This is a genomic window from Microseira wollei NIES-4236 (genome assembly GCF_020521235.1).
GTDB lineage: Bacteria > Cyanobacteriota > Cyanobacteriia > Cyanobacteriales > Aerosakkonemataceae > Microseira > Microseira wollei.
This window is the reverse complement of record NZ_BLAY01000078.1, coordinates 1-21,620: the sequence shown is the minus strand read 5'-3', so window position 1 is coordinate 21,620 and position 21,620 is coordinate 1. Positions and strand designations below refer to the sequence as shown.

At 43.8% G+C, this 21,620-nt stretch carries 7 protein-coding genes; all 7 read right to left on the bottom strand.

The annotated features are described in order from the left end of the window. Nucleotide 1 precedes the first annotated feature (1 nt). A complete protein-coding gene (locus MiSe_RS24090) occupies nt 2-271 on the bottom strand; it encodes a cytochrome P450 (protein ID WP_226585625.1) in 270 nt (89 codons plus the stop codon). Nucleotides 272-348: 77 nt separating this feature from the next. Continuing rightward, the gene (locus tag MiSe_RS24085) at nt 349-1,689 is read right to left on the bottom strand and encodes a phthiocerol/phthiodiolone dimycocerosyl transferase family protein (RefSeq protein ID WP_226585624.1); all 1,341 of its coding nucleotides are present in this window, start codon (nt 1,687-1,689) and stop codon (nt 349-351) included. A 635-nt stretch (nt 1,690-2,324) separates the two neighbouring features. Continuing rightward, nucleotides 2,325-3,641, bottom strand: coding sequence for a lipase family protein (locus tag MiSe_RS24080; RefSeq protein ID WP_226585623.1), 1,317 nt, complete (start codon nt 3,639-3,641; stop codon nt 2,325-2,327). A gap of 259 nt (nt 3,642-3,900) precedes the next feature. Further along, a complete protein-coding gene (locus MiSe_RS24075; protein WP_226585621.1) occupies nt 3,901-4,344 on the bottom strand; it encodes a lipocalin-like domain-containing protein in 444 nt (147 codons plus the stop codon). Between the two features lie 6 nt (nt 4,345-4,350). Beyond that, complete coding sequence (locus tag MiSe_RS24070; protein ID WP_226585620.1) at nt 4,351-10,092, bottom strand: type I polyketide synthase; 5,742 nt, start codon at nt 10,090-10,092, stop codon at nt 4,351-4,353. Then, nucleotides 10,085-16,234, bottom strand: coding sequence for an SDR family NAD(P)-dependent oxidoreductase (locus MiSe_RS24065; RefSeq protein WP_226585619.1), 6,150 nt, complete (start codon nt 16,232-16,234; stop codon nt 10,085-10,087). Before MiSe_RS24065 ends, MiSe_RS24070 begins: the two co-directional genes overlap by 8 nt. After that, nucleotides 16,231-21,620, bottom strand: a 5,390-nt coding sequence (locus tag MiSe_RS24060) for a type I polyketide synthase (RefSeq protein WP_264196676.1), incomplete at its 5' end; no start/stop codon positions are given. The genes MiSe_RS24065 and MiSe_RS24060, both read right to left, overlap by 4 nt.

Here is a 21,620-nt window from a genome sequence, read left to right as displayed (position 1 = left end):
CTTACGCAAGGGCGTTGCCATAAACCCGGTTTCGACCTTGCTCTCTGGTTGCCAAACCAACGATTTTTTCTATCACCTTTGTTTCTTTGCGTAATTCCTGTTCATACCAATCCATCCCCTGATTGAATACCTGGGCACTATCTTGAGCAGCTTTATCAGTTATGTCTGAGTTAAATATTGTCTTCATAACAATATTTGCCAATGTGAGGCGCCTCATGTCGGCGTTGACATCACGAGTTTCCCCATCTTGCCTGGTCAGGAATCCCCTCATAGTCAATGCCACAGTACTTACGCAAAGAAACAAAGGTGAGCCGAAAAATCGTTGGTTTGTCAACGAGATATCAAGGTCTAAACCGGGTTTCTGGCCTCGACCTGCGTAAGTCCTGTGCCACTTTCCCTTGCTAGATAGTATAACATTTCATCGGCTATTGTTTCTACAATATCGCGACTGATTGAAGGCTCAGAATACGTGAAATTTAAAATCATTCTTCCCTCAAATTTTGTAACAACAACAACGAGCAATCCTCCATAGGCAGCCATCCCTGCCGTTAAGCTCATTTCTTCTAATTTGAATAGACCGTAAACTCTGGGTATAGTTACATCGCCTACATAGCTGACACCTCCCGTCACAAATGCTAGATTTGGCCATGCGAGATAGGACTCGATCGTCTTCCCAAACATCAAAACCATGCTGTAGATATCGTCACCCTTTATACTAGCGTTCAGTTGTTGTCTCACATCCCGCGCTAATTCCCAAAACGATGTATTCGAGCCTATGGTATGCCATGTTGTCACGTTCGAAGCTAATAGACCCATTTCTTCATGGCTGACAACTGGTGACAAACTTCTCCGCAAATCAACAGCTGAATTACAACTGACGCGCACATCTTTTCTGTTTCCTAAAGTGATTTTTCTCGCGGTTGCGAACATCAGCGCTGCACACAAAGCACCTTGCACCGTTGCCTTTTCCTGCCAGCAACGATTTACGATCTCTCCAGTCAACTCTTTGTCTAGCTGTCTTGTCACCCACCCGCAACGGCGTAACTCTATGGGTACACACTTTTCAAAACCCAAGGTTTCTGGTATGTTTCCCAGGTACTGGAACATCCAACTCAACAAATATGACACACTTTTCAACTGACCTGTCCAACCCTGCATGGATTCAGGAAGTAGCTTTTCGAGAGGTGGAAGTGGAGACAAGCTATCGACTTGGGTAATTTGCTCACCCGATGCAATTTTCTGCATGTATGTCAATAAGTCTTGGTGCATTCTGATGCTTGATAAACCGTCTACTATAGCGTGATGTATTGTTGTAATAAGATAACTTTCACCCTCTGCACTTTCAGGAGGGATTAGTACAGCTCTCATCAAAACTTTGCTACTATCAATTGTCTCGTTCAGTTCGGACGAAACGACATCCTGCCACGCCTGATTATAGACCCCCTTCACAATCCGCAAAGGAATTTGTTGCGTCCCTTCCGTTTCAAAGCGCATACTCCCCCACGCCTCGACAATTCTCGAATTAAGACGTGGATGACGACGCTGAACCAGGTCGAGAGCCTGTCTAACTATTTTTTCATTAAGCGGTCCCGTCAGGCGCATAACTGTCACCACATTAAAGGTGCCAGCACAGCGATTCAGCATTTCCGTTGCTTGCTCTATCGAGTTTAGTTCTCTGTTCTCAATCACAAATACCTGCCTGTAATTCTAACTTTTAATTGTCTATTAACTCAAGTTGCTAGTTACATCCCTTGGCAAAGCAACCCGGTTTCTCTGAAAAATCGGGGTTTTGACGCTAAAGCAACCCGGTTTCAAGGAATTATCGTCTACTCAGAAACCGGGTTGATGACTGGGGTAATGGGTAATTGTCACTCTTTAGACTGCCAATCAATCCAATTACCAATTACCAATTACCAATGTCACAACAATTAACGCAAGTTGCTAGTTATAAACAAGGGCGTTGCGAGCTTGCTAATATAGGATTTTTACTGATTGAGCCATTAGCGATTAGCCATTAGCCGCTGTTCGAGAGATAACTAGTGATTTTGATTACGCAATGCGCTTGAGCATTAAACTGATTGCGTTAATTACAGCTTGCCTATCAACACTGCGGTTTCTCCCACCTGTTTTTGGGGCGGGAATTATTCTCAGGAATAATTCCCATTGTTGTTAAGTGAGGTTACTTGGGTAGTATGGATTCATCGCTTTCGTAACGCTGTCATACGCGTGTTTTTTCTACAAAACTTACGCAAGCGGGGCCAAGGGGCCAAAAACAAAAGTGATGCGTCAATCTCGCGACTCTAATCCCTCATCCCCAGTTTCTTTTACTTGACAATAGTTATGTCTTCATCGCTCTTGACGCTGCTGACATTTTCATTGCCATTTAAGTCGGCGATCTCTTGAGCGAGATTTACGCCTCTTGTCTGTTCATCGCGGAGGAGATCGATCAGAAAAGGACGTAAAATATCCTTAACTGGACGAACCAACTGAGACCAAAATTGCTTCTGATCCTTTAATAACTGAATATAGGTTTCAGCGCTGTGGGGAAAAGGAATGGTAAACGGGATTTCCACAATACCGCCAAAGGATATAGACGCACTTTGACCACCGAGTCCCATAACTGTAATAGCTTCGCCACCGTTAGCATAATTGCCGATGTAAATATTTCCGATCCTTACTCCTTCAGGCGCAATGAGTGACAGAGGGAACGGAGGATCGTAAGGAAATGTTGGAGCAGTATCCAACATATTTTCGACGCGATAGCTGAGTTCCTCGCCCATTTGCTGGTTGTAGTACTCTATAAAGGTTGGGTTGCCGATTTTCGGTGCTGCGATCGCATAAACTTTGATCAGCAATCCCCCTGCTGAAGCAGGCCCGAACCAACGTCGTAGGGATAGAGCAGCTAGCTGGCATAGAGAGCCACCCAAGCTGTGACCAGTTACCCATACCTCTATAGGTTCAGTTAAGGGCGATAGCTTAGATAGAAGTTCTTCTTCAACAAACTGCAACATTTTCTCAAGTTCTTCATCGTCATCAATTTCAGCGTCGGCAAGTACTTTCTGAACTAACTCTTGAGCCTGTTGTTCAAACTCTGCCCCAAGTCGGATTGCACCCGCATTAGCCAAAGCAGTGATGCAGGCAAATTTCCGCAGGGGAGGTAACTGATGGAGCCGCCGGAAATCCGAGGGTTTTAACTCGCCCCGCAGAGTCTTAAAGAATAATTGAATTTCATCCGCCACGGACTCTAAGGCCAGATAAAACCCTCGCACGACTTTCGCCCGTTGGATAGACAAATATTCGTAGCGAACCAGTTCCCAATCGAAATCAGCAGTAAAATCAGTCAGTTCCACGGCACCGCGATCGCTAACGATTGATCCGCGGAAGGAGATCGCATACTGGTGAACTGGCGATTCAGTATTTTTCAGCAGCAGTGCCCGGATATTCGTGTCGTCATTACGGATGGTGTGAACCAGCTGCCATCCCTGATTTCGATAAAGAGCTTTGTAAATTGTCTTTAGCTCTACATCGTCAACACTGCCATCATCATACTGGAAAACGTCATACGCATATTTGGCAAATTGTGTCATTAAAATCGCTTCATCAAAACTGAAGCCCTTACGCATTCTCAAGAATGTAGTCACGGTTAGCTCTCCATTTAATCATCAAAATGAAAATCGGGCACCAACTCAAACTGAGGACTAGCCCTTTCTAGCTGGGTAAAAATGCTGACTAAATTTACCGAATTTTGGGCTTTTCAGCTTAGTGTCTTAGTGACGTACTAAGACACTAAGACACCAATAAAAATACATTACACCCTGAAAGGGCTAAACTTAGGACTTACGCCATTCGTTAATACACATGCTAATCATTTTGTCCAGAGCGTAAGTCCTAAAACAGTTTTTAAACCCTTTCCCAATGCAAATAGGCTCTCACTATTGTGCCTGGTATGGGTAAGCGTAGACTTAATGTCAACCGATTATCTGCAAATTCAAAATAGCGTGGTTGTGCTCCACTGACTGTCATATTAGAAAAGAAATCACCGTAATTAATCACCTTGTCTGGTTGGACTTCATATCTACCACCATAGGAAAGGTTAGTGAACCTAGGAAATGCTTGCAGCGTCCACCTCTCCTCCTCGCTTACTTCTTCTCCCATAAAGACCACGAGTTCTTGCATTGGATCTGGAGGGTTGGGAATCTTCAAGTGTGCAGAAAAGTATCCTTCTTCTGTATATATGATCAGCCCAGTAGCATCGGGACCGTACAATTCACTTCTATTACCCTGGTCGTCCTTGATTTCGGTACTTGCCAGTCGCCAGACTCCGACAAATTGATTCTGTGTCATTTGCTATTACCAGTTCCTTTTTTTTTTGGTTTGAGAATGAACATGATTAAGACAGGCTTTTAACTTTTGGGCTACCACCTGTACGTTAGGGGTTCTTAATACGCTCAGGTGATGACCCGGAATTTGATGAATCTCTACTCCTCCTTTAGCGAAATTGCTCCAGCCTAATGTGTTGTCTCGCTCAACTTCCCAGAGTTTTTCGTTGGTACGAAACAGATGAATTTTCTCGGCATACACCGATGGCACATAGTCGCCACTTGCTATGAAGTTCTTCAAGATTACTCGCAACAAGCGATTAACATTTGGTTGGCGATATTTCATCACCAACTCAGACCGAGGTGCCTGCCTATATTTTAATTTACTCTGAGTTAATTCCCACAATTTTTTCCCAACTCTTTGAACAAGGTTCCTTGGCTTTGATTGATGCAGGGCGGCAAGTGATAGCTCAAGATAGTCGTAGACATACGGCCAGATGTATGGCAGTAATGACATGGAAACAAACTTCAACGCTAGGAAAACACTACCTATCTTGTTCGCAGAAGGGGGCGGCGTGTCTATGACAGCTAGTAAATCTACTTTTTCACCTGCCTGTTCTAGCTGTACAGCCATTTCAAAAGCTACTATAGCGCCAAAAGACCAAGCAACAAGGCGATAGGGGCCTGTTGGCTGAACTGCACGCAAGTCTTGAATATAGCGTTCAGCCATTTCCTCTATCGAGGTTAAAGGTTGCTCATCGTCCCCAAAACCCACTGATTGCAGTCCGTAAACTGGTTGCTTTTCTCCTAACTGACAAGCTAATTCGTAATAGGGGAATACCACTCCAGCAACTGGATGGATGCAGAATAAAGGTGGCTCACTCCCAGATGGTTGCAAGGCAACTAAAGAGGGTGATGCCTTGCTGGTTTCCACTCCGCTAAAAGAAGCGATCGCTTCTTTGATCTGATTTTCCAGTTTAGCAATACTGGAGCCATCAAGGAAGCTTGCTAATGGTACATCCACCTTTAATTCATTTGATAGTCGCTTCCTGAGTTCAATAACTACTAAAGAATCTAACCCAAGATTGCTCAGCGGCTGTTCAATATCTATTTGGTCGGCAGCCACCCCTAATAGCTGAGATACTTGCTCTATTATTAGGGATATTACTGACTTATCATTACTATCATATCTTACCACCTCTGTCAGATTTAGCTCCCGGCGATCGCTTGTTGCTACTGCCAATCTAGCAGCATCTTTTTCGCTCTGGGAGGGTGCTATTTGGCGAGCTACATAACGAATTTGACCGCGAAAGGCTACCTGGTCTGTCCGAGAATCGGAATTTATTTCTTGAAATAAGTATTCAGCTTCATCTCCAATTCTTTCTGGGTCTAAATCCACCCGTATACAGTTTAGTTCAGGGTGTTCGAGGGCGATCGCGTTCCCCATTTTCCATAAACGAGATTGAGCTAACCCTAAAATATTCGGCTCAATTTCAACGGGTTGTGTTCCCCTAGTCACTAACCATAAGCCCAGAGATTGAGAAAATGTTGAATTTAACACCCATTGGACTAAGCCAGACGCACTGCGGTAAGCTATTTCAACTGTTTTCTCTAAATCTCGTACTGTGGAAATTTCTGCTCCTGCTGCATTCAAACTCCACAAATGGATGATTCCATATAGAGGAGTAGGCAAAGACTCGAATATCCGTTGCCAGTCTGTGGGATTGGTTGAGTCTATACTAAATTCAAGCTCTGCTAACTGTTCGTACTTTTCACCTGGGAAGACTTGGGCACATACATCACCCTGAGACGTTAAAAGTGCTGCTAACTGTTGACCCCTTCCCTCGGCATCGCACAGGATGAGCCAATTCCTGCCTGCCACTGACGGCATCATACTTTGAGCTACAATTACTGCCTGGTAGTCGTCAATGCCACGATAGTTGGTTTGTGGCGCAATAGTTGCGGCTTTAGAAAAGCCACTTTCCTGCAACAGTTTCAGCCATTTGGCACTGGAAAGCAAAGGATAGTCAGGACGCAAATCGTAGTCAGTAAACCGCCACCAACCTTCTGTTAACCCAAAGGTTAAGTCCACAAATCCCAGACGACTCGTTAGCTCCAACAATACCAGCATTCCACCTGGAGCTAATAACTGCCGTACATGGTGTAAAGTCTGATGCAAATCCTGGGTAGCATGTAAGACATTTGCGGCGATAACTAGATCGAACTGGTGTAAACCAAAGCCTTGACTCAAAGGGTCTTGTTCGATGTCTAAAAGCTGATAGCGGACGAATGGGTAATCCCTGAATTTATCCTGCGCCTTAGCGGTGAAGAAGGATGATATATCAGTGTATACATATTCAGTTGTAGCGGGGTTGAGGATAGGCAAGACATAGGAGGTTGTCAAACCTGTTCCCGCCCCAATTTCTATAACTCGCAATGTTGATTGTTTTTCTCCTTGGCATTGCTCTAGAGCAAGTTCGACTGCCCTTTGCACCAAGGTTTGCATTATTTTATTTATGGGGGATTCTTGCAGGCGCTGATTTGCAGCTCGATCGTAGACTTTGGGGTGTAACAACTCCAAGGGATCGCAATCTCCTTGGAGTACATCTGCCAAGTTAATCCCACAACGCTGTAGCAGGGAAAGTTCCCCTACGTTGTCTGGATATTGATCCAGAAGATTGTTCATCATCTCCTGTGGATCTAGTATCTGCTGCTCTTTGATCGCTTCCCACCCATCGCCGATTGGCAATAGCATACCTTCTTGGGCGAGCATTTCCAGCACACGACCTAAAAGCTGCTGGTACTTACTGACTACGCCCAACTTCTTTGCTACTTCTGCTACTGAGAAACGTTCTCCAACCTGAAACTGCCACCCCATTTTTTGGAAGGCTTGCAGAACATAGGCCACGCTATTAGCTTCAATTTGAACTAAAAGCTGGTTAAAAATTTTACTATCTGTCTGAGAAATCAGTTCAGGTAATTGGGCAACCAAGCGCTGGCTAATTGCCATCGGAGATAGCAAATAATCCACTAGCCTTCTTTGTAGCACCATAGGCTGCCACTCTATCTCTGAAGTCACTTTGACCAAATTCTTTGAGGGCAAAGAAGCTTGAATCCAATAACGCTGCCGTTCAAAGGGATAGGTTGGTAAGGGCAGGCGATGACGCTCTTGGTGACTATAAAATCCCAACCAGTCCACCTGAACACCCGCTAGCCAGAGTTGACCTAATGCGTTCAACAAGAATGCTACATCAGAATCATTCTGCTGTGGATGGCGTACTGAAGATAGGATAACTTGCTCTGCCGCCCGCTCTGGATGTCTTTTGGCTAATGTGCTTAAAGTTCTTCCCGGGCCAACTTCTAAAAGGATGTTAGCAGGTTCTTTCATCAGTTCAAACAGACCATCAGCAAAGCGTACAGTGGATCGTAAATGCTTAGACCAGTAGCTTGGGTCTGTTGCCTGTGCTGCCGTAATCCAAGTGCCAGTAACATTGGACAGGTAGGGAATTTGCGGGGGATTCAATCTGATTTTTTTGACCCTTTGTGTAAATGAATCCAAAATCGGATTCATCATACTGGAATGGAAGGCATGGGAGGTATGCAAACGCTGACACTCCACCCCAGCAGAGACTAGCTGATTCTCCAAAACATCTATTGCTGCTGTTGAACCTGAAACCACGCACAGGGATGGCCCATTAACTGCGGCTAAGGAGAGTTCAGGATTGAGAAGGGTTTGACACTCCTTTTCTGTCAGGTGAACCACCAGCATAGTCCCACCGGGGAGTTGCTGCATCAACTGTGCCCGTGCGGCTACCAAAGCCAAGGCATCTTCTAGGGAGAAAACACCAGCGAGACAGGCGGCTACATATTCACCAATGCTATGACCAATCATCGCTTTTGGATGCACGCCCCACTCCATCCATAACTTGGCTAGAGCATACTCTATCGCAAATAGTGCAGGTTGAGCGATCGCTGTCTGTTGTAATTTTTCGGTGAATTCTTCAGTGTCTTCTACATCTGGGTATAATATGTGACGCAAATCTCTGCCCAACAGTGGCTGAAGTAATTCGGCACAATCATCAATTTGCTCTCTAAATACAGGCTCACTTTCATAGAGTTCCCTAGCCATGTTCGCATATTGCGATCCCTGTCCTGGAAACATAAAAACGATGGAGCGTTTGATGTTTTCCTGGCAGTGAGCGAACACTGGCTGAGATTCTAACAATGTGGCTGCATCTTTGATATCTTTGCATACCACCATGCAACGATGATTGAATTCTCGACGCCCGACTTGCAGCGTATAAGCTACATCTGCTAAATCTATTTCTGGATGCTGATTTAAGTATTTAGCCAAGTTTGCTGTAGCCGTTTCCAATGCTGAACGGGTTTTGGCAGAAACAACTAACAACTGATGTTTTCTTCCCTGCTCCCCTGCTCCCTTGCTCCCCTGCTTCTTTCCAGTCGGGGCTTCTTCGAGAATGACATGAGCATTCGTTCCCCCAAAACCAAAAGAACTCACTCCTGCACGTCTAGGAGTTTTTCCAGGTTGCCATGCTTGCAACTGAGTGTTTACATAAAAGGGACTATTTGTAAAGTCAATCTGGGGGTTAGGCTGTGCAAAATTCAAGCTAGGTGGAATTAACTTGTGTTGCAAAGCTAAAACAGTTTTAATTAAACCTGCGACCCCGGCGGCTGTATTTAGATGACCGATATTCGTTTTCAACGAACCGATGGCACAAAAGCCCTTTTTTTCCGTACTATCACGAAAAACATTCGTCAGGGCAGCAAGTTCAATTGGATCGCCTAAACTTGTCCCAGTGCCGTGAGCTTCAATGTAGGTAATTGTCTCAGGATCGACTCCAGCTAGGGTGAGTGCCTCGGAAACTACTTCTACTTGACCGTCAACGCTGGGTGCAGTGTAGCCAACTTTATTAGCACCATCATTGTTAATGGCAACTCCTTTAATAATTGCATGGATGCAGTCTCCATCAGCGATCGCATCTGCCAATCGCTTTAACACCACAACTCCTACACCATTACCAACAATTGTCCCACTAGCTTTGGCATCAAAGGCGCGGCAGTGTCCATCCTTTGATAATATCCCGCCTTCTTGATATAAATAACCTGTTTTTTCCGGTACTATAATTGAAATTCCGCCTGCCAATGCCATATCACATTGGTAATTCAACAAGCTTTGGTAAGCTAAAGCAATTGCTACTAAGGAAGTGGAACAAGCCGTTTGAACGGTAATACTTGGTCCGGAAAGATTTAACTTATAAGAAACCCGGGTGCTTAAGAAATCTTTATCGTTCCCAATTAATTTTTGAAAACTACTGACTGAACCTATAGGGTCATTATCAGTATTTAATGCTAGATAAGTATTTAAAGCAGCACCCGCATAGACTCCTATCCTACTTTCACACCGACTAGAGTCATAGCCAGCATTTTCCAAAGCTGACCAAGCACACTCTAAAAATAAACGATGTTGTGGGTCAGTGTTTTCTGCTTCTTTGGGATTAAAGTCAAAGAAGGGAGCGTCAAATAAATCGACATCTTCTAATATCGCTCCCGCTTTAACATAATTAGGATCGTTAATCAGATTTTTATCTACTCCAGCAGCGATTAATTCTGCATCATTGAAGCTATTTACTGACTCTACACCATCTTGCAAATTTTGCCAAAATTCTTCTAGATTTTTTGCCCCAGGAAAACGCCCTGCCATCCCAATGATGGCTATGTCTTTGAAGGCATCATAATCTGTAGCGTTATTCATAATTTTTCTTCCCTTGCTTGTTCAATAATTGCTTTTGGCGGTTCATCGCTTCAAGTTGCTTATTAGCGCGGTTGCGACCGGATTTCAAAGCAGATGAATCCTCTGTTTTCTGATTTAAATATTGCGCTAAAGAACTGATAGTGGGATGTTGAAACATGGACACTATCGATAAATCTTTGTTCAAAATAGCCCTGAGTTTGCTATTAACCTGAACTATTAATACTGAATTACCACCTAGTTCAAAAAAGTTTTGATTTACACCTACTTGTTCTAAGTGTAATACTTCTTGCCAAACCCTAGCAATAATTTTTTCCAAATCTGATTGGGGAGGTGCATAAGCTGCTGCCAAGTGAGGATGTATATTATCGATGACAGGAAATGCACTTCGAGCATAGAAATGAGTTAACTGTTTGAGGTCAACTTCCCCAGTGTCTGTCAAGGGCATTTCATCGAGTTGGACAAAATGGCATTGAGTGGGAGTACCGAAGCGATCGCCTACTTGAACTTGCTCAATTGACAATTCGCGGGTGTTGGCTGTAAACAAGGCAGTTAACTGCTGTAAACTCTGGCAATCTAAAGTAAAGCGCTGAATCGGCGACTTGCTAGCATCCAATCCTATTAAAAGATGGCTAGAGCGATGTGCTAAAGCTATCAATAAGGAATCTATTCCTTGAGAGGGTGAAATGGCATAATATCCCTTAGCTCGACTCACTTCTTTGATGGTATTGCCACGACTCATGCCAGTTTCGTCCCATATACTCCAACTCAAACAATAGCTTTGCCAGGAACTATGTTGTCTTTGATAGGTACTAAAGGCTTCTAGAAAACTGTTAGCTGCTGCATAAGCGCCTACACCTGTGCCCCCAAAGAAGCCATTAACAGAAGAGAAGTGGATAAACAAACCATGATTGTGATTTGGCAGCAGATGATGGAGTACCCAAGTTCCCATCATCTTCTGTCGTAATACATCCGTTAAGCTTTCTTGGGTTGCAGATGCTATCAGTTGCTCCTGGAAAACTCCCGCTAGATGAATCACCCCATCAAATTGAGTTGACCATTGGGATGATACCAAATCCAGCGTCTGTTTCATCTGAGCTAAATTGCCAATATCGACAGCTTGATAGAGAACTGAACCTGGAAGTTGTCTTAGCTGTTGATAAGCCTCAATCTTAGCTCTTAGTTCATCTTCACCTTCTAGATAAGTCTCCCAGGTGCTTTCATCTGGTAAAGGGGTGCGACCAATCAACAGCAAACGAGCTTGGTAATGCTCTAGTAAATACCTGGCAATCTTAACACCAATACCTCCCAGTCCACCAGTAATTAAATAGACTCCACCGTTTTTAAAAGGCAGTTCTTGCTGTTGTTCTTGTTGAAAATCTGTCTTTTGCAGACGAGGAACTAACCGTTGTCCATTTCTGTAAGCGACTTCCTGGTCTGAAGTCAAAGCCGAAATTTCTGCCAGTAAATGAGTTCTATTAATTTCCACCGCAGCAACGGGCAAGTCAATGTGGCGACAGCGCAACCAAGGCATTTCCTGCGGGATGGTTTTCAGGAAGCCCAAAACTGTTGCTTTTTCATAAGCGAGCGCGTCATTCGGTAAGATAAATTGACAATCACTAGCGACAAACAGCAACTGCACATCATCTTTTGTCTCATGCAACTGCTCGATTGCTTTCACCAAAAACAACAAGCTATAAAGTCCTTTCTCTTGACTAACTTCCAGAGCTTCCAGGCTTGATATCCCGTCGTTATAGGTTTCATACTTCCATAGGTGTAAAATCTGACTAATCGAATACTTATTAGCTTTTACCGCTTTGATTAACCGCTGATAATCTGCTTCATTCGCCGGATTTATTACATAATGTTCGCTGCTAATTTGACTATACTTATTTCCTGCCTCTACTTTGATACAAGGATAATTTTGAGCTGCCAGCTCCTGACAAACTGCTTCTCCTAATCCCAAATCGTCAAGCAATACGAGAACTGTTCCTTTGACTGTTGCAATAGGATTAATGTTAGCCTGCTTCTGACACCAGATTTTTTGATAGAACCAATCGGGAATAGTATTCTTGCCCAATTGAATGTCAATTTCCTGAATCAGCCAACTAAAATCACCAGACTCTAGTTTCTGTTTTAGTTGAGACCGCTGAATTTTGCCACTTGTGGTTTTAGGAAATTCCTGGCGTTTTACAGGAATTACATAAGTGGGAGTAATTCCTAACTGAGAGCTAACTTCTCTTCTGATGGCTTGAATAACTTCCAAGTTAAGTTGAGAGGATGTTTTTTCAGGTGCAAAGAAGATTGCTAATCCCTCAGTTCCTGTCTGTTGATTAGAGAATGCACAAGCACCTGCATAGGTGGGAGCTACACCATCAATGCTATTGACAATATCCTCGATTTCATAACAGTAATAATTAGCTCCGTTGATGATGATTAATTCCTTCTCTCGACCAGTCAAAACCAGATGACCTTTCAGAATAAAGCCCAAGTCTCCGGTGTTAAACCACCCATCACCAACAAAAGCCTCTCCATTAGCTTCTGGATTATTTAAATAACCTGGGGTAACTACTTTCCCCTTAATTTGCAATCGCCCTACTACACCTTCTGGCAAGAGAGAATTTTCCCGATCGACTATGCGAATTTGCACTCCAGGCACTGGCAGACCAAGGTCAGTAAACTCAATCGCATCAACGTTATCTGTGGCTAGTTCTAACTGACCACCCACAGAATATTTTTTAATTCTATAAATCCCGGTTGGCTCGTTAAACTGATTTTGATAGGTCATGCAAGTACAGACTTCAGCCATACCAAAAGCCGGTTGCATAACTTCAGAATAAATACCAAAAGATGCAACTGATGCCAGAAATTCTCGGACAACTCTAGGAGTTACCTGTTCTCCTGCATTCATCAAGAATTTCACTGACGAGAGATCCCAACTTTTGCCAGGAGTTTTTGCCAGTACCTCACTAATCAACTTAAATCCAAAGTTTGGTGACCAACTGTGAGAAACTCGATATTGCTCAATCAAATCTAACCATTTTAAGGGTTTAGCTAAGATAACTGCTGTTTCCACTTCGATTTGTTGACAACCCAAATATGTATCTTTAAAGTGACATGTTAATAAAGGTACAACATGGTCAACGGGCAACCAATTCAGGCAAATATCTTCAGTTTCATATCCATTAAATTGTTTAGCTGCCTGGATATGAGCGATAATACCTTGATGAGTTTCTTGAATACACTTAGGAACTCCTGTGCTACCAGAAGTTAGCTGTAAGAAAGCTACTTCATCAGGGCGACATTGGTAAAATTCTGAGGTGGCTGAGTAATTTCTTAACTCTCCTACACAGCAAATTTTTAATTCTGGTATGGCTAGCAATGAGCGCAAATTCCCCAGTGATTCAATTAGAGAATCACTCGCTAAAATCCATGGATGTTCGAGTAATTGCCATGTATTGTATAGTTTATTGATAACTGCATTTTTCTCTGTGTAAGTGGGGGCTACAGCCACAGTCACAGGCTGAATTCCTCCAAGAATACATCCCCACAAGGTGGGAAAATAATCTCGCAGCGATTCAATTTGCAGAATAACTCGCTGTCCTGGTTGTAAGCCTTGATTTCGCAAACCGTTAAGAATGCATTTAGCCTCATCTAGTAGGCTACTATATGTTTGAAATTCATTTTCACCCGAAGAGATGTAAGTAATCCCTTTATTCTTAGAGCGCGTTGCTGTTTGAATTAATGCTTCTACCAAAGTTTTCGGAGCATCCTCTGGAATGTTCAGCGCGCCGCCATCGCTAATAGCAGGTGTTGTGAATTGTGGTTTTTCTGTGGGGACAATACCTATAACAGAAGCAGTTTCAGCAACTGGTAAGGAAATTGCTGTGTTGTTTGTTCCTGGTGGCAGTAGTTTGGCTAAATGGAGTGGTGAGGGTGAAGGGGTGTGACGCGAACTGGCAATTACCACCGCTTGCTCAATTTCGGGATGGCTGTTTAATTGTTCCTGCCATTGTTCTATAAGTTTGTTATCAATAACTTCTTTTGAAGTCAGAACAAGTTCATCAATTTGCCCTGTTGCTGTTAACGGCAAACTTGATACAGGTACATAGGCAACTGGCAACATATAATCGGGCAAGTTAGCATGCAACTGAGGATTGAGAGATTCAGATGATAAGGATTTTGAGCCAACCACGTAAGCAACGAGTTTCCCCGACCGCGCCAGAACATAGCAATCTTCTACACCAGGAATTGATAGTAGAACTTGCTCGATAGTCTGGAGATTTATTCGGTGTCCTTTAATCCAGGCTTGCCGCTGTATTAATCCTAATACCTCTAGAGAGCCATCTCGTCCCAGGCGCCCCCACTTTCTTGTTCTCAGTAAGCTTCCTAGTGAGGGATGTTCCAGAATCTCAGTGAGAGTTTGTTCTTGCTGCTGCTGATTTCTATTTAAATGGGCATCCCCAATATAAATTTCTCCTTCTACACCAAAAGGAACCAATTCTCCACGATTATCTAATACATAAATTGGTGAATTATCTCTCCCTTCAGGATAAATAACTCTAGGATTTTTCTCCCAGATAACTGGTTCGTGACATACCATCAATATCTGCTGTCGTTCTGCTTCAGATAAAAGCGGCAGTTGACTAACTTTTTGCTGTGGATTGGATACAATTGATTCTAATAAATTTTGGAAATTACCTGCTATTTGGGCAATCGTCTCTTCATTAAATAAATCAGTGTTGTACTTGAAAATCCCAGACAAAGACAAATTACTTTCTGCCATAACCAGATCGATATCAAACTGACCCTCCATCTGGGACATTTCCAAAGGTTTGAGTTTAAATCCTTCTCTATCTATTTCACCTCCTAACAGCAGTTGTTGCACATCCGGAAATTGCTGTAAACTCTGCAACGGAAAGTTGAATAAAGCCTGAAAGATGGGGGAGCGGCTCGGATCGCGCTGTGGCTGCAATCGCTCTACCAGTAAAGCAAAAGGAAAATCTTGATGTGCCAATGTTTCCATTACTGCGTGGCGAACTTGAGTGAGAAATTCCTGAAAACTGGGATTTCCTGAGAGATTTGCTCGTGTAACTGTTGTACTAGCAAAGTAGCCAACAATTGGAGCAAATTCCGGCATAGTTCTACCTGAGGTGGGAACACCAATTAGAATATCTTCTTGTCCTGTGTAACGATACAAGAGAACCTGAAATGCAGCTAGCAGAACGACAAATTGGGTGAGACTTTCCCTTTGAGCTAGCTGTTTGATTTGTGCGGTGAGCTTTGGAGATAGTTGGAAATTATAGGAAGCACCGTTATAGGTTTGTATGGCTGGTCGTGGTCGGTCTGTTGGCAAATTGAGTACAGGTAACTCTCCTGCCAGTTTTTCTTGCCAGTAGTTCCAGAGTTTTTCTCCTTGAACACTTGTCAACAATTCTCTTTGCCAACGCACGTAATCTATGTAGGAGTAATTCACAGGAGTCAGAGATGGCTGCACCCCTGACTCTAGTGCGGGATAAATCTCGAGCAACTCTTCGAGCAGCAAGAAAACAGACCAAGCATCAACCGCAACGTGGTGTACTGTCAGCAACAGGACATGTTCTTCCTCAGAGCAAGTGAATAAATGCACCCGCATTACTGGCCCGTTTTCGATGTCGAAGGGTTGCTGGGATTCCTGAAAAATCCTCTGATGAAGCTCCTGCTGACTCCAGGTAGAAGCATTTATTTGCTGAAAGTTTAGCGACTGAGTTTGATGGATCTGTTGAACAGGTTTGTTACCTTGTTTGGGAAACGTGCTACGCAACTGCGGATGACGTTCAATTAGGGTTTGGAAAGCCTTCTGCACAGTCGTAAGATTTACATAGGAACAGATCCGATAGGCAAACGCTACATTGTAAAATCCACTCTCAGGTGCTAATTGCCACAGAAACCACATGGCTTGTTGATTGTAGGAGAGGGGATAAACATCTAAAATCTCTGGGCAATCTCGCAGTAACTGTAAAATTTCAGTTTTGTGCTGCTGTAGCTGTGCAATTACATCACGAGTCAAAGCACTTTGGGAACCACCAATACGCAATTTCTCCCCATCATGCCCAAACTTAACCCCTTTAAAAGAAAGGTCTTGTAAAAATTCTACTAAACTCATAGTTCTATCTCCATCCAATTACTGTCTTTGACATTCGCTAGCTGCAATTGCTCATTACTTCCCGGCTGAATATTTTCAGCTGATTTCTGCTCAAAATTTAAGCCAAAAACTTCCTGGTTCAGATAGTCAGCTAGCAATGCTACTGTAGGATACTTAAAAGCTAAATTTGAGGGCAGAGAGTATCCCAAATTGCTTTGCAAGCGATTTTTCAAATCCAAAGAAGTTAGTGAATCCATCCCTAGCTCGAAAAATTCTTTTTGTAGGTCTACAGGTTCTGATTGATGCCAACCGAGTACTTCTGCCACTACTGAACGAATATGAGTTTGCAAAAGCTCTCGACGTTCACTCGTATCAGCTATTTCTAATTGCTCGCGAAACTCTGATTTGATAACCACCTTGGCTGAAGTTTCTAAAAAGTTAGTAAACAACGCCACAACCGAAGCTGATTTCTCCAAAAACTGCGACCAGTTGATCGATATAACCCCAACTTGGGCAGAGGATTGACACAGTAATTGCTCTAAAGCAATTAATCCCTGTTCTGGGGAGATTGTTTCCATACCGCGCATTTTTGCTTGCCGATCAAGTTGACGATCAGCGAAGGCTCCGATTTGCGACCAAGCTCCCCAATTGATGCTTAAGCCTGTTAATCCCTGAGCCTGACGATAATGCGCCAAAGCATCTAGAAAAGCATTGGCTGCGGCATGGTTAGATTGACCGACATTACCGAGTAGAGAAGCCACAGAAGAAAATAGCACAAAGAAGTCTAAAGGCTGGTTCTGAGTTAAACTATGGAGATGCCAAGCTCCTTGGATTTTCGGAGCCATAACTTTTGTAAAGCGTTGCCAATTTTGTTGTTGTATAACCCCATCATCCAAAACACCTACAGAGTGAATAATTCCGCGCAATGGTGGTAAATATTGCTCAATTTCTCTGATTACTTTTGTGATTTGTTCGACCTCAGATACATCCGCTTGAGCAACAATGACTTGAGCGCCAGCTTGTTCCAACTCTTTAATTTGGTTACTAGCAGCAAGACTTACACCACTACGTCCAACTAGCACCAAATGTCTTGCTCCCTTTTGCACCATCCAACGAGCTACCAGCAAACCCAAACCACCCATACCGCCGGTAATCAGGTAGGTGCTATCTTCACGAAAGCTTTCCAGCTTGTGCCCTGCTTTGGCAATAGAATCTTTGGTCAAGTTGTAGCGAGCTAACCTTGTGACATAACGCATTTGGTCACAGAAGGCGACTTCGTCTTCTTTTGAAGGTAACCAAATTTCCTCAAATAAGGCATGCACTGCATCATCACCTGACTCAGGAGCTAAATCTATCCGCACACAGTTGAGTTCTGGATGTTCTCTAGCAATCACCCTTCCCATTCCCCACAAGCTTGATTGGGCGACTCCTTCTAGGTTGCTGACTGCCACTGCCCCCTGAGTTACTAACCAGAGGCGAGGCGATGCAGAAAAATCAGTCTTTGTCAATGCCTGGATTAAATGCAAAGTGCTACCACATCCTAGCAAAGATGCTGCTGCTAAATCGCCTGCTGTTAGCTGTGCTGCTTTGACTGTATCTAAACTCCAGCAATGAACGACACCATACAAGGGCAAAACATCCCTATTGATTGCCTGCAATAGTTTTTGATAGTGTTCTGGGTTACCTGGGTTAATTTTGAACTGTTGCTGCTCTAATTGTTCATATTCCTCACCAGCAAACACCAAAGTACAGACCTGTGAGTGAGAGTGTAGCTTGGCAGCCAACTGTTGCGCCATCCCATGCTCATCTGCCAACAACAGCCAGCGTTTTGGCTCAACTTGGACTGACTCAGCCTCCAATGGAGGTACTTGTGCCAGCATTACCATTGCTCTTGATAAAACGCTTTGAGTCTGTTGAGGAGGTAGTAAATTGACTGTGCTTGTAAACCCAATCTCTTGCAAAACCTCATGCCATTGGGCAGCACTAATTAAAGGATAGTCTGGTCGCCAGTCCAAATCGCTAAATCGCCACCATCCTGGAGTTAAGCCAAAGATTAAATCAACCCAACGTTGACGCTGAGTTGTTTCCAATAAAATTAATATTCCTTGTGGTGCTAATAATTGCTTGGCGTGCTTGAGGGTTGAGCGCAAATCCTGGGTCGCGTGTAATACATTAGCAGCCACAATCACATCATATTGATGCTGTTTAAATCCTTGATTCAACGGGTCTTTTTCAATGTCTAATACCTCATACTTGACAAACGGAAAATCCCGAAACTTTTCTTGGGCTTTTTTGGTAAAAGAGATCCCAATGTCGGTAAAGTGGTATTCTGTTTGCTCACAGGACAAATGTGGTAGGAGGTAAGAGGTCGTTCCACCAGTTCCCGCGCCAATTTCCAATATTCTCACTCCCCGTCCAGTTGGTAAATGCTCTACAAGTGAAACTATGGTTTGTTGGGCTAAGACATTCATCGCCTTTGTCAGTGGCGAATTCTCATATAACTGGGCTGTAGTTGAGTCGTTTTCCGGGAAAATCAATTCTAATGGGTCACATTCGCCCCGCAATACTTGAGCTAAAGATGAGCCGCAACGTCCTAGAAGAGTGAATTCAGCATTTGCTATTGGATATTGAGTTAACAGGGTATTTAATTTAGCTTGCGGAACGCTGTTTTCTGGCTGGCGGATGACTTGCCACTCCAAAGCCTTTGCTTCTAACACCCCTACTTCCACTAGCATTTGTAGCAGTCGTCCTAGTAGCCGTTCGTGTTGGCTGACTACTCCTAGCTGCTGAGCAATAGCGGCTGTAGTGAAACGCTCCCCTACTTGCAGTTTCCACCCCATTGCTGTTAAGGCTTGCAGCACATAGTCAATACTCAAGGCTTCTAGCTGGCTGACTGCTGCCTCATAGAGTTCTAGCTGTGGTTGAGCTATCAATTGAGCATATTGTGGCTGGAGTTTTTGGCTAATTTCTGCAATTGCTGGCAGGTAATCTGGAGACAGTTGCTCTTGAGTAAAGCGCACTTGAGGACGCCACTGTACTTCGTACAGGCAATTTTCTAAATAATTTTCTTTCAATTCTTCCTGTAGATTTTGTAACAAAGTCTCAGGAGTCGCTTTTCTGCCTGACAAACCTTTGATTTGTGCAATCAACTGCCCGCTAGCATCAAACAGTTTGATATCGGCTATTAGCTCATCGTCATTGGAGTTCTCTGACTGTCGCCGCCACCCATGACACCATAATTGCTGAGTTTGGGGACGTTGGTAAAACTGAAAGCTTTCAATGGCAAAGGGTAAAAAAGTGCCATCAACAGAGAATAAAGTGCTGGTCAGTTGTAAGCAGGAGTCCATCAGACCTGGATGCAATTGATACTCGTTTAGCTGATTTACCAGGGCAGGGCATTTCATCTGGGCTAAGGCTTCTCCTTCTCCACACCAGATGCTATCTAGCCACTGGAAGCTTGGACCCCAGTAAATCTGCTGCTTTTGCCAAAAATATTGGTAAAATTCTCCACCAGCTATTTGTTTCGGACAGCGTGCCTGGATCTCTGGGATGGAAATAGTTTCTAATCTACTGTTAATGCTGCTAGATATTTTCCCTGTGGCATGGACTAGCCACTGATTCACCTGAGTACTGCTGTCGGTGGCTGTATCAAAGCTGATCAGTTGGAAAGAGGTTCCACTCTCTTGTGGGGAAAGCACCAACTGCACCGGGCGTACTGCATCTTCTGGAATCACCAATGACTGCGGAAAAACTATATTTTCTAATAGACATGCCTCGGTGGCGAAAGTTAACTTGGCTGCACCCAATAGCAAGGATAGATGACAGGCTCCCGCCACTACAACAAAGTTATAAACTTGGTGGTCGATTAAAAATGGTAGAGTTTCAGTACTAAAGTCAGATTCAAATAAGATTTCCTTGGATAAGGGCAACTGTAGCTTTTTGTCGATTAAAGGGTGCAGTTTTGTCAAATTTTGTTGCCGTTGTCGCTGAGGTGGTGTATTTTCCACCCAATAGCGCTGTCTTTGAAATGGATAGGTTGGTAGTGCGACTTTTGTCCGAAGGTAATCGCGGTCAAATACTGCCCAATCTACCTTGACTCCGGCGACATACAACTGCCCTAAACTAGAGAGCATCACTTGCCAAGAGTCCACGCCAGGACGCAAAGAAGGTAACCACAACCCCTCACTTTCTGGTAAGCACTCCCGCCCCATCCCCAACAAAATCGGCTTTGGCCCGATTTCTAAGAATACTTCATATCCAAGCTGATGCAATGTCTCCATACTATCAGCAAACCGCACTGTTTGACACACATGATGCACCCAGTATTGCGCTGTTGTAATCGACTCATCAGCAATTTTTCCGGTGACATTGGATACTAAGGGAATTTGAGGCTGATTGTATGTGACTTGATTGGCTATTGCTTCAAAGTCAGCCAACATCGGTGTCATCAACGGGGAATGGAAGGCATGGGATACTTGTAATCGTTTTGTCTTGACTCCCTGTGCTTCTAACTTTTGACAAATAGTAGCCAGAGCGGCACTGGCTCCAGATATTACCACACTTTCCGGACCATTAATCGCAGCGAGCGCTACTGTCTGATCGTATGGTGCGATCGCTTGCCTCACTTGTGCTGCTGTTGCAGACAGCGAAACCATCTCCCCACCAACTGGTAACTGCTGCATCAATCGTCCCCGATGGGCAATCAGTTTCAGTCCATCTTCTAAGCTGAAAACCCCTGCCACACAAGCAGCAACATATTCACCAACACTATGCCCCATGACTGCATCTGGAGTTATTCCCCAAGATTTCCATACCTGATACAAGGCATATTCAAAGGCAAATAATGCTGGTTGGGTATAGGCTGTTTGGTCTAATAATGATGATGCAATTTTCTCAACAGCTTGTTCAGGATATAGTATCTCTAATAAAGAATGTTCCAGCTCGGGGCGTAAAATTTCATTACACTGCTCTATAGTCTGGCGGAAAATCGGCTGATTGTCGTAGAGTTGCCGTCCCATGTTGATATACTGGGAGCCTTGACCTGTGAACAAAAAGGCTATCTTTGACAGCTTTTTGCCTGTCTGATTGCTGAGTAATGCAGTGGTTTCTTGACCTGTTGCTTTAGCAGCTAGTTGTTCGATTAATTGCTCTTTTGATTTGGCCACAACTGCGAGCCGTTGCTCAAAATGCGCTCGCCCTGTATTGGCCGTATAACAAATATCTGCCAGTGGCAAATCTAAATGAGTTTGAATATAGTTTTGATAGCGAGAAGCTAACTGCTCTAAAGCTGATTGTGTCTTGGCTGATAGAGTCAATAGATGTAAAGGACGTTCTACTGATGCGGTTACTGGTTGAGATATTGGGGCTTGTTCCAACACTACATGAGCGTTAGTACCGCTAAACCCGA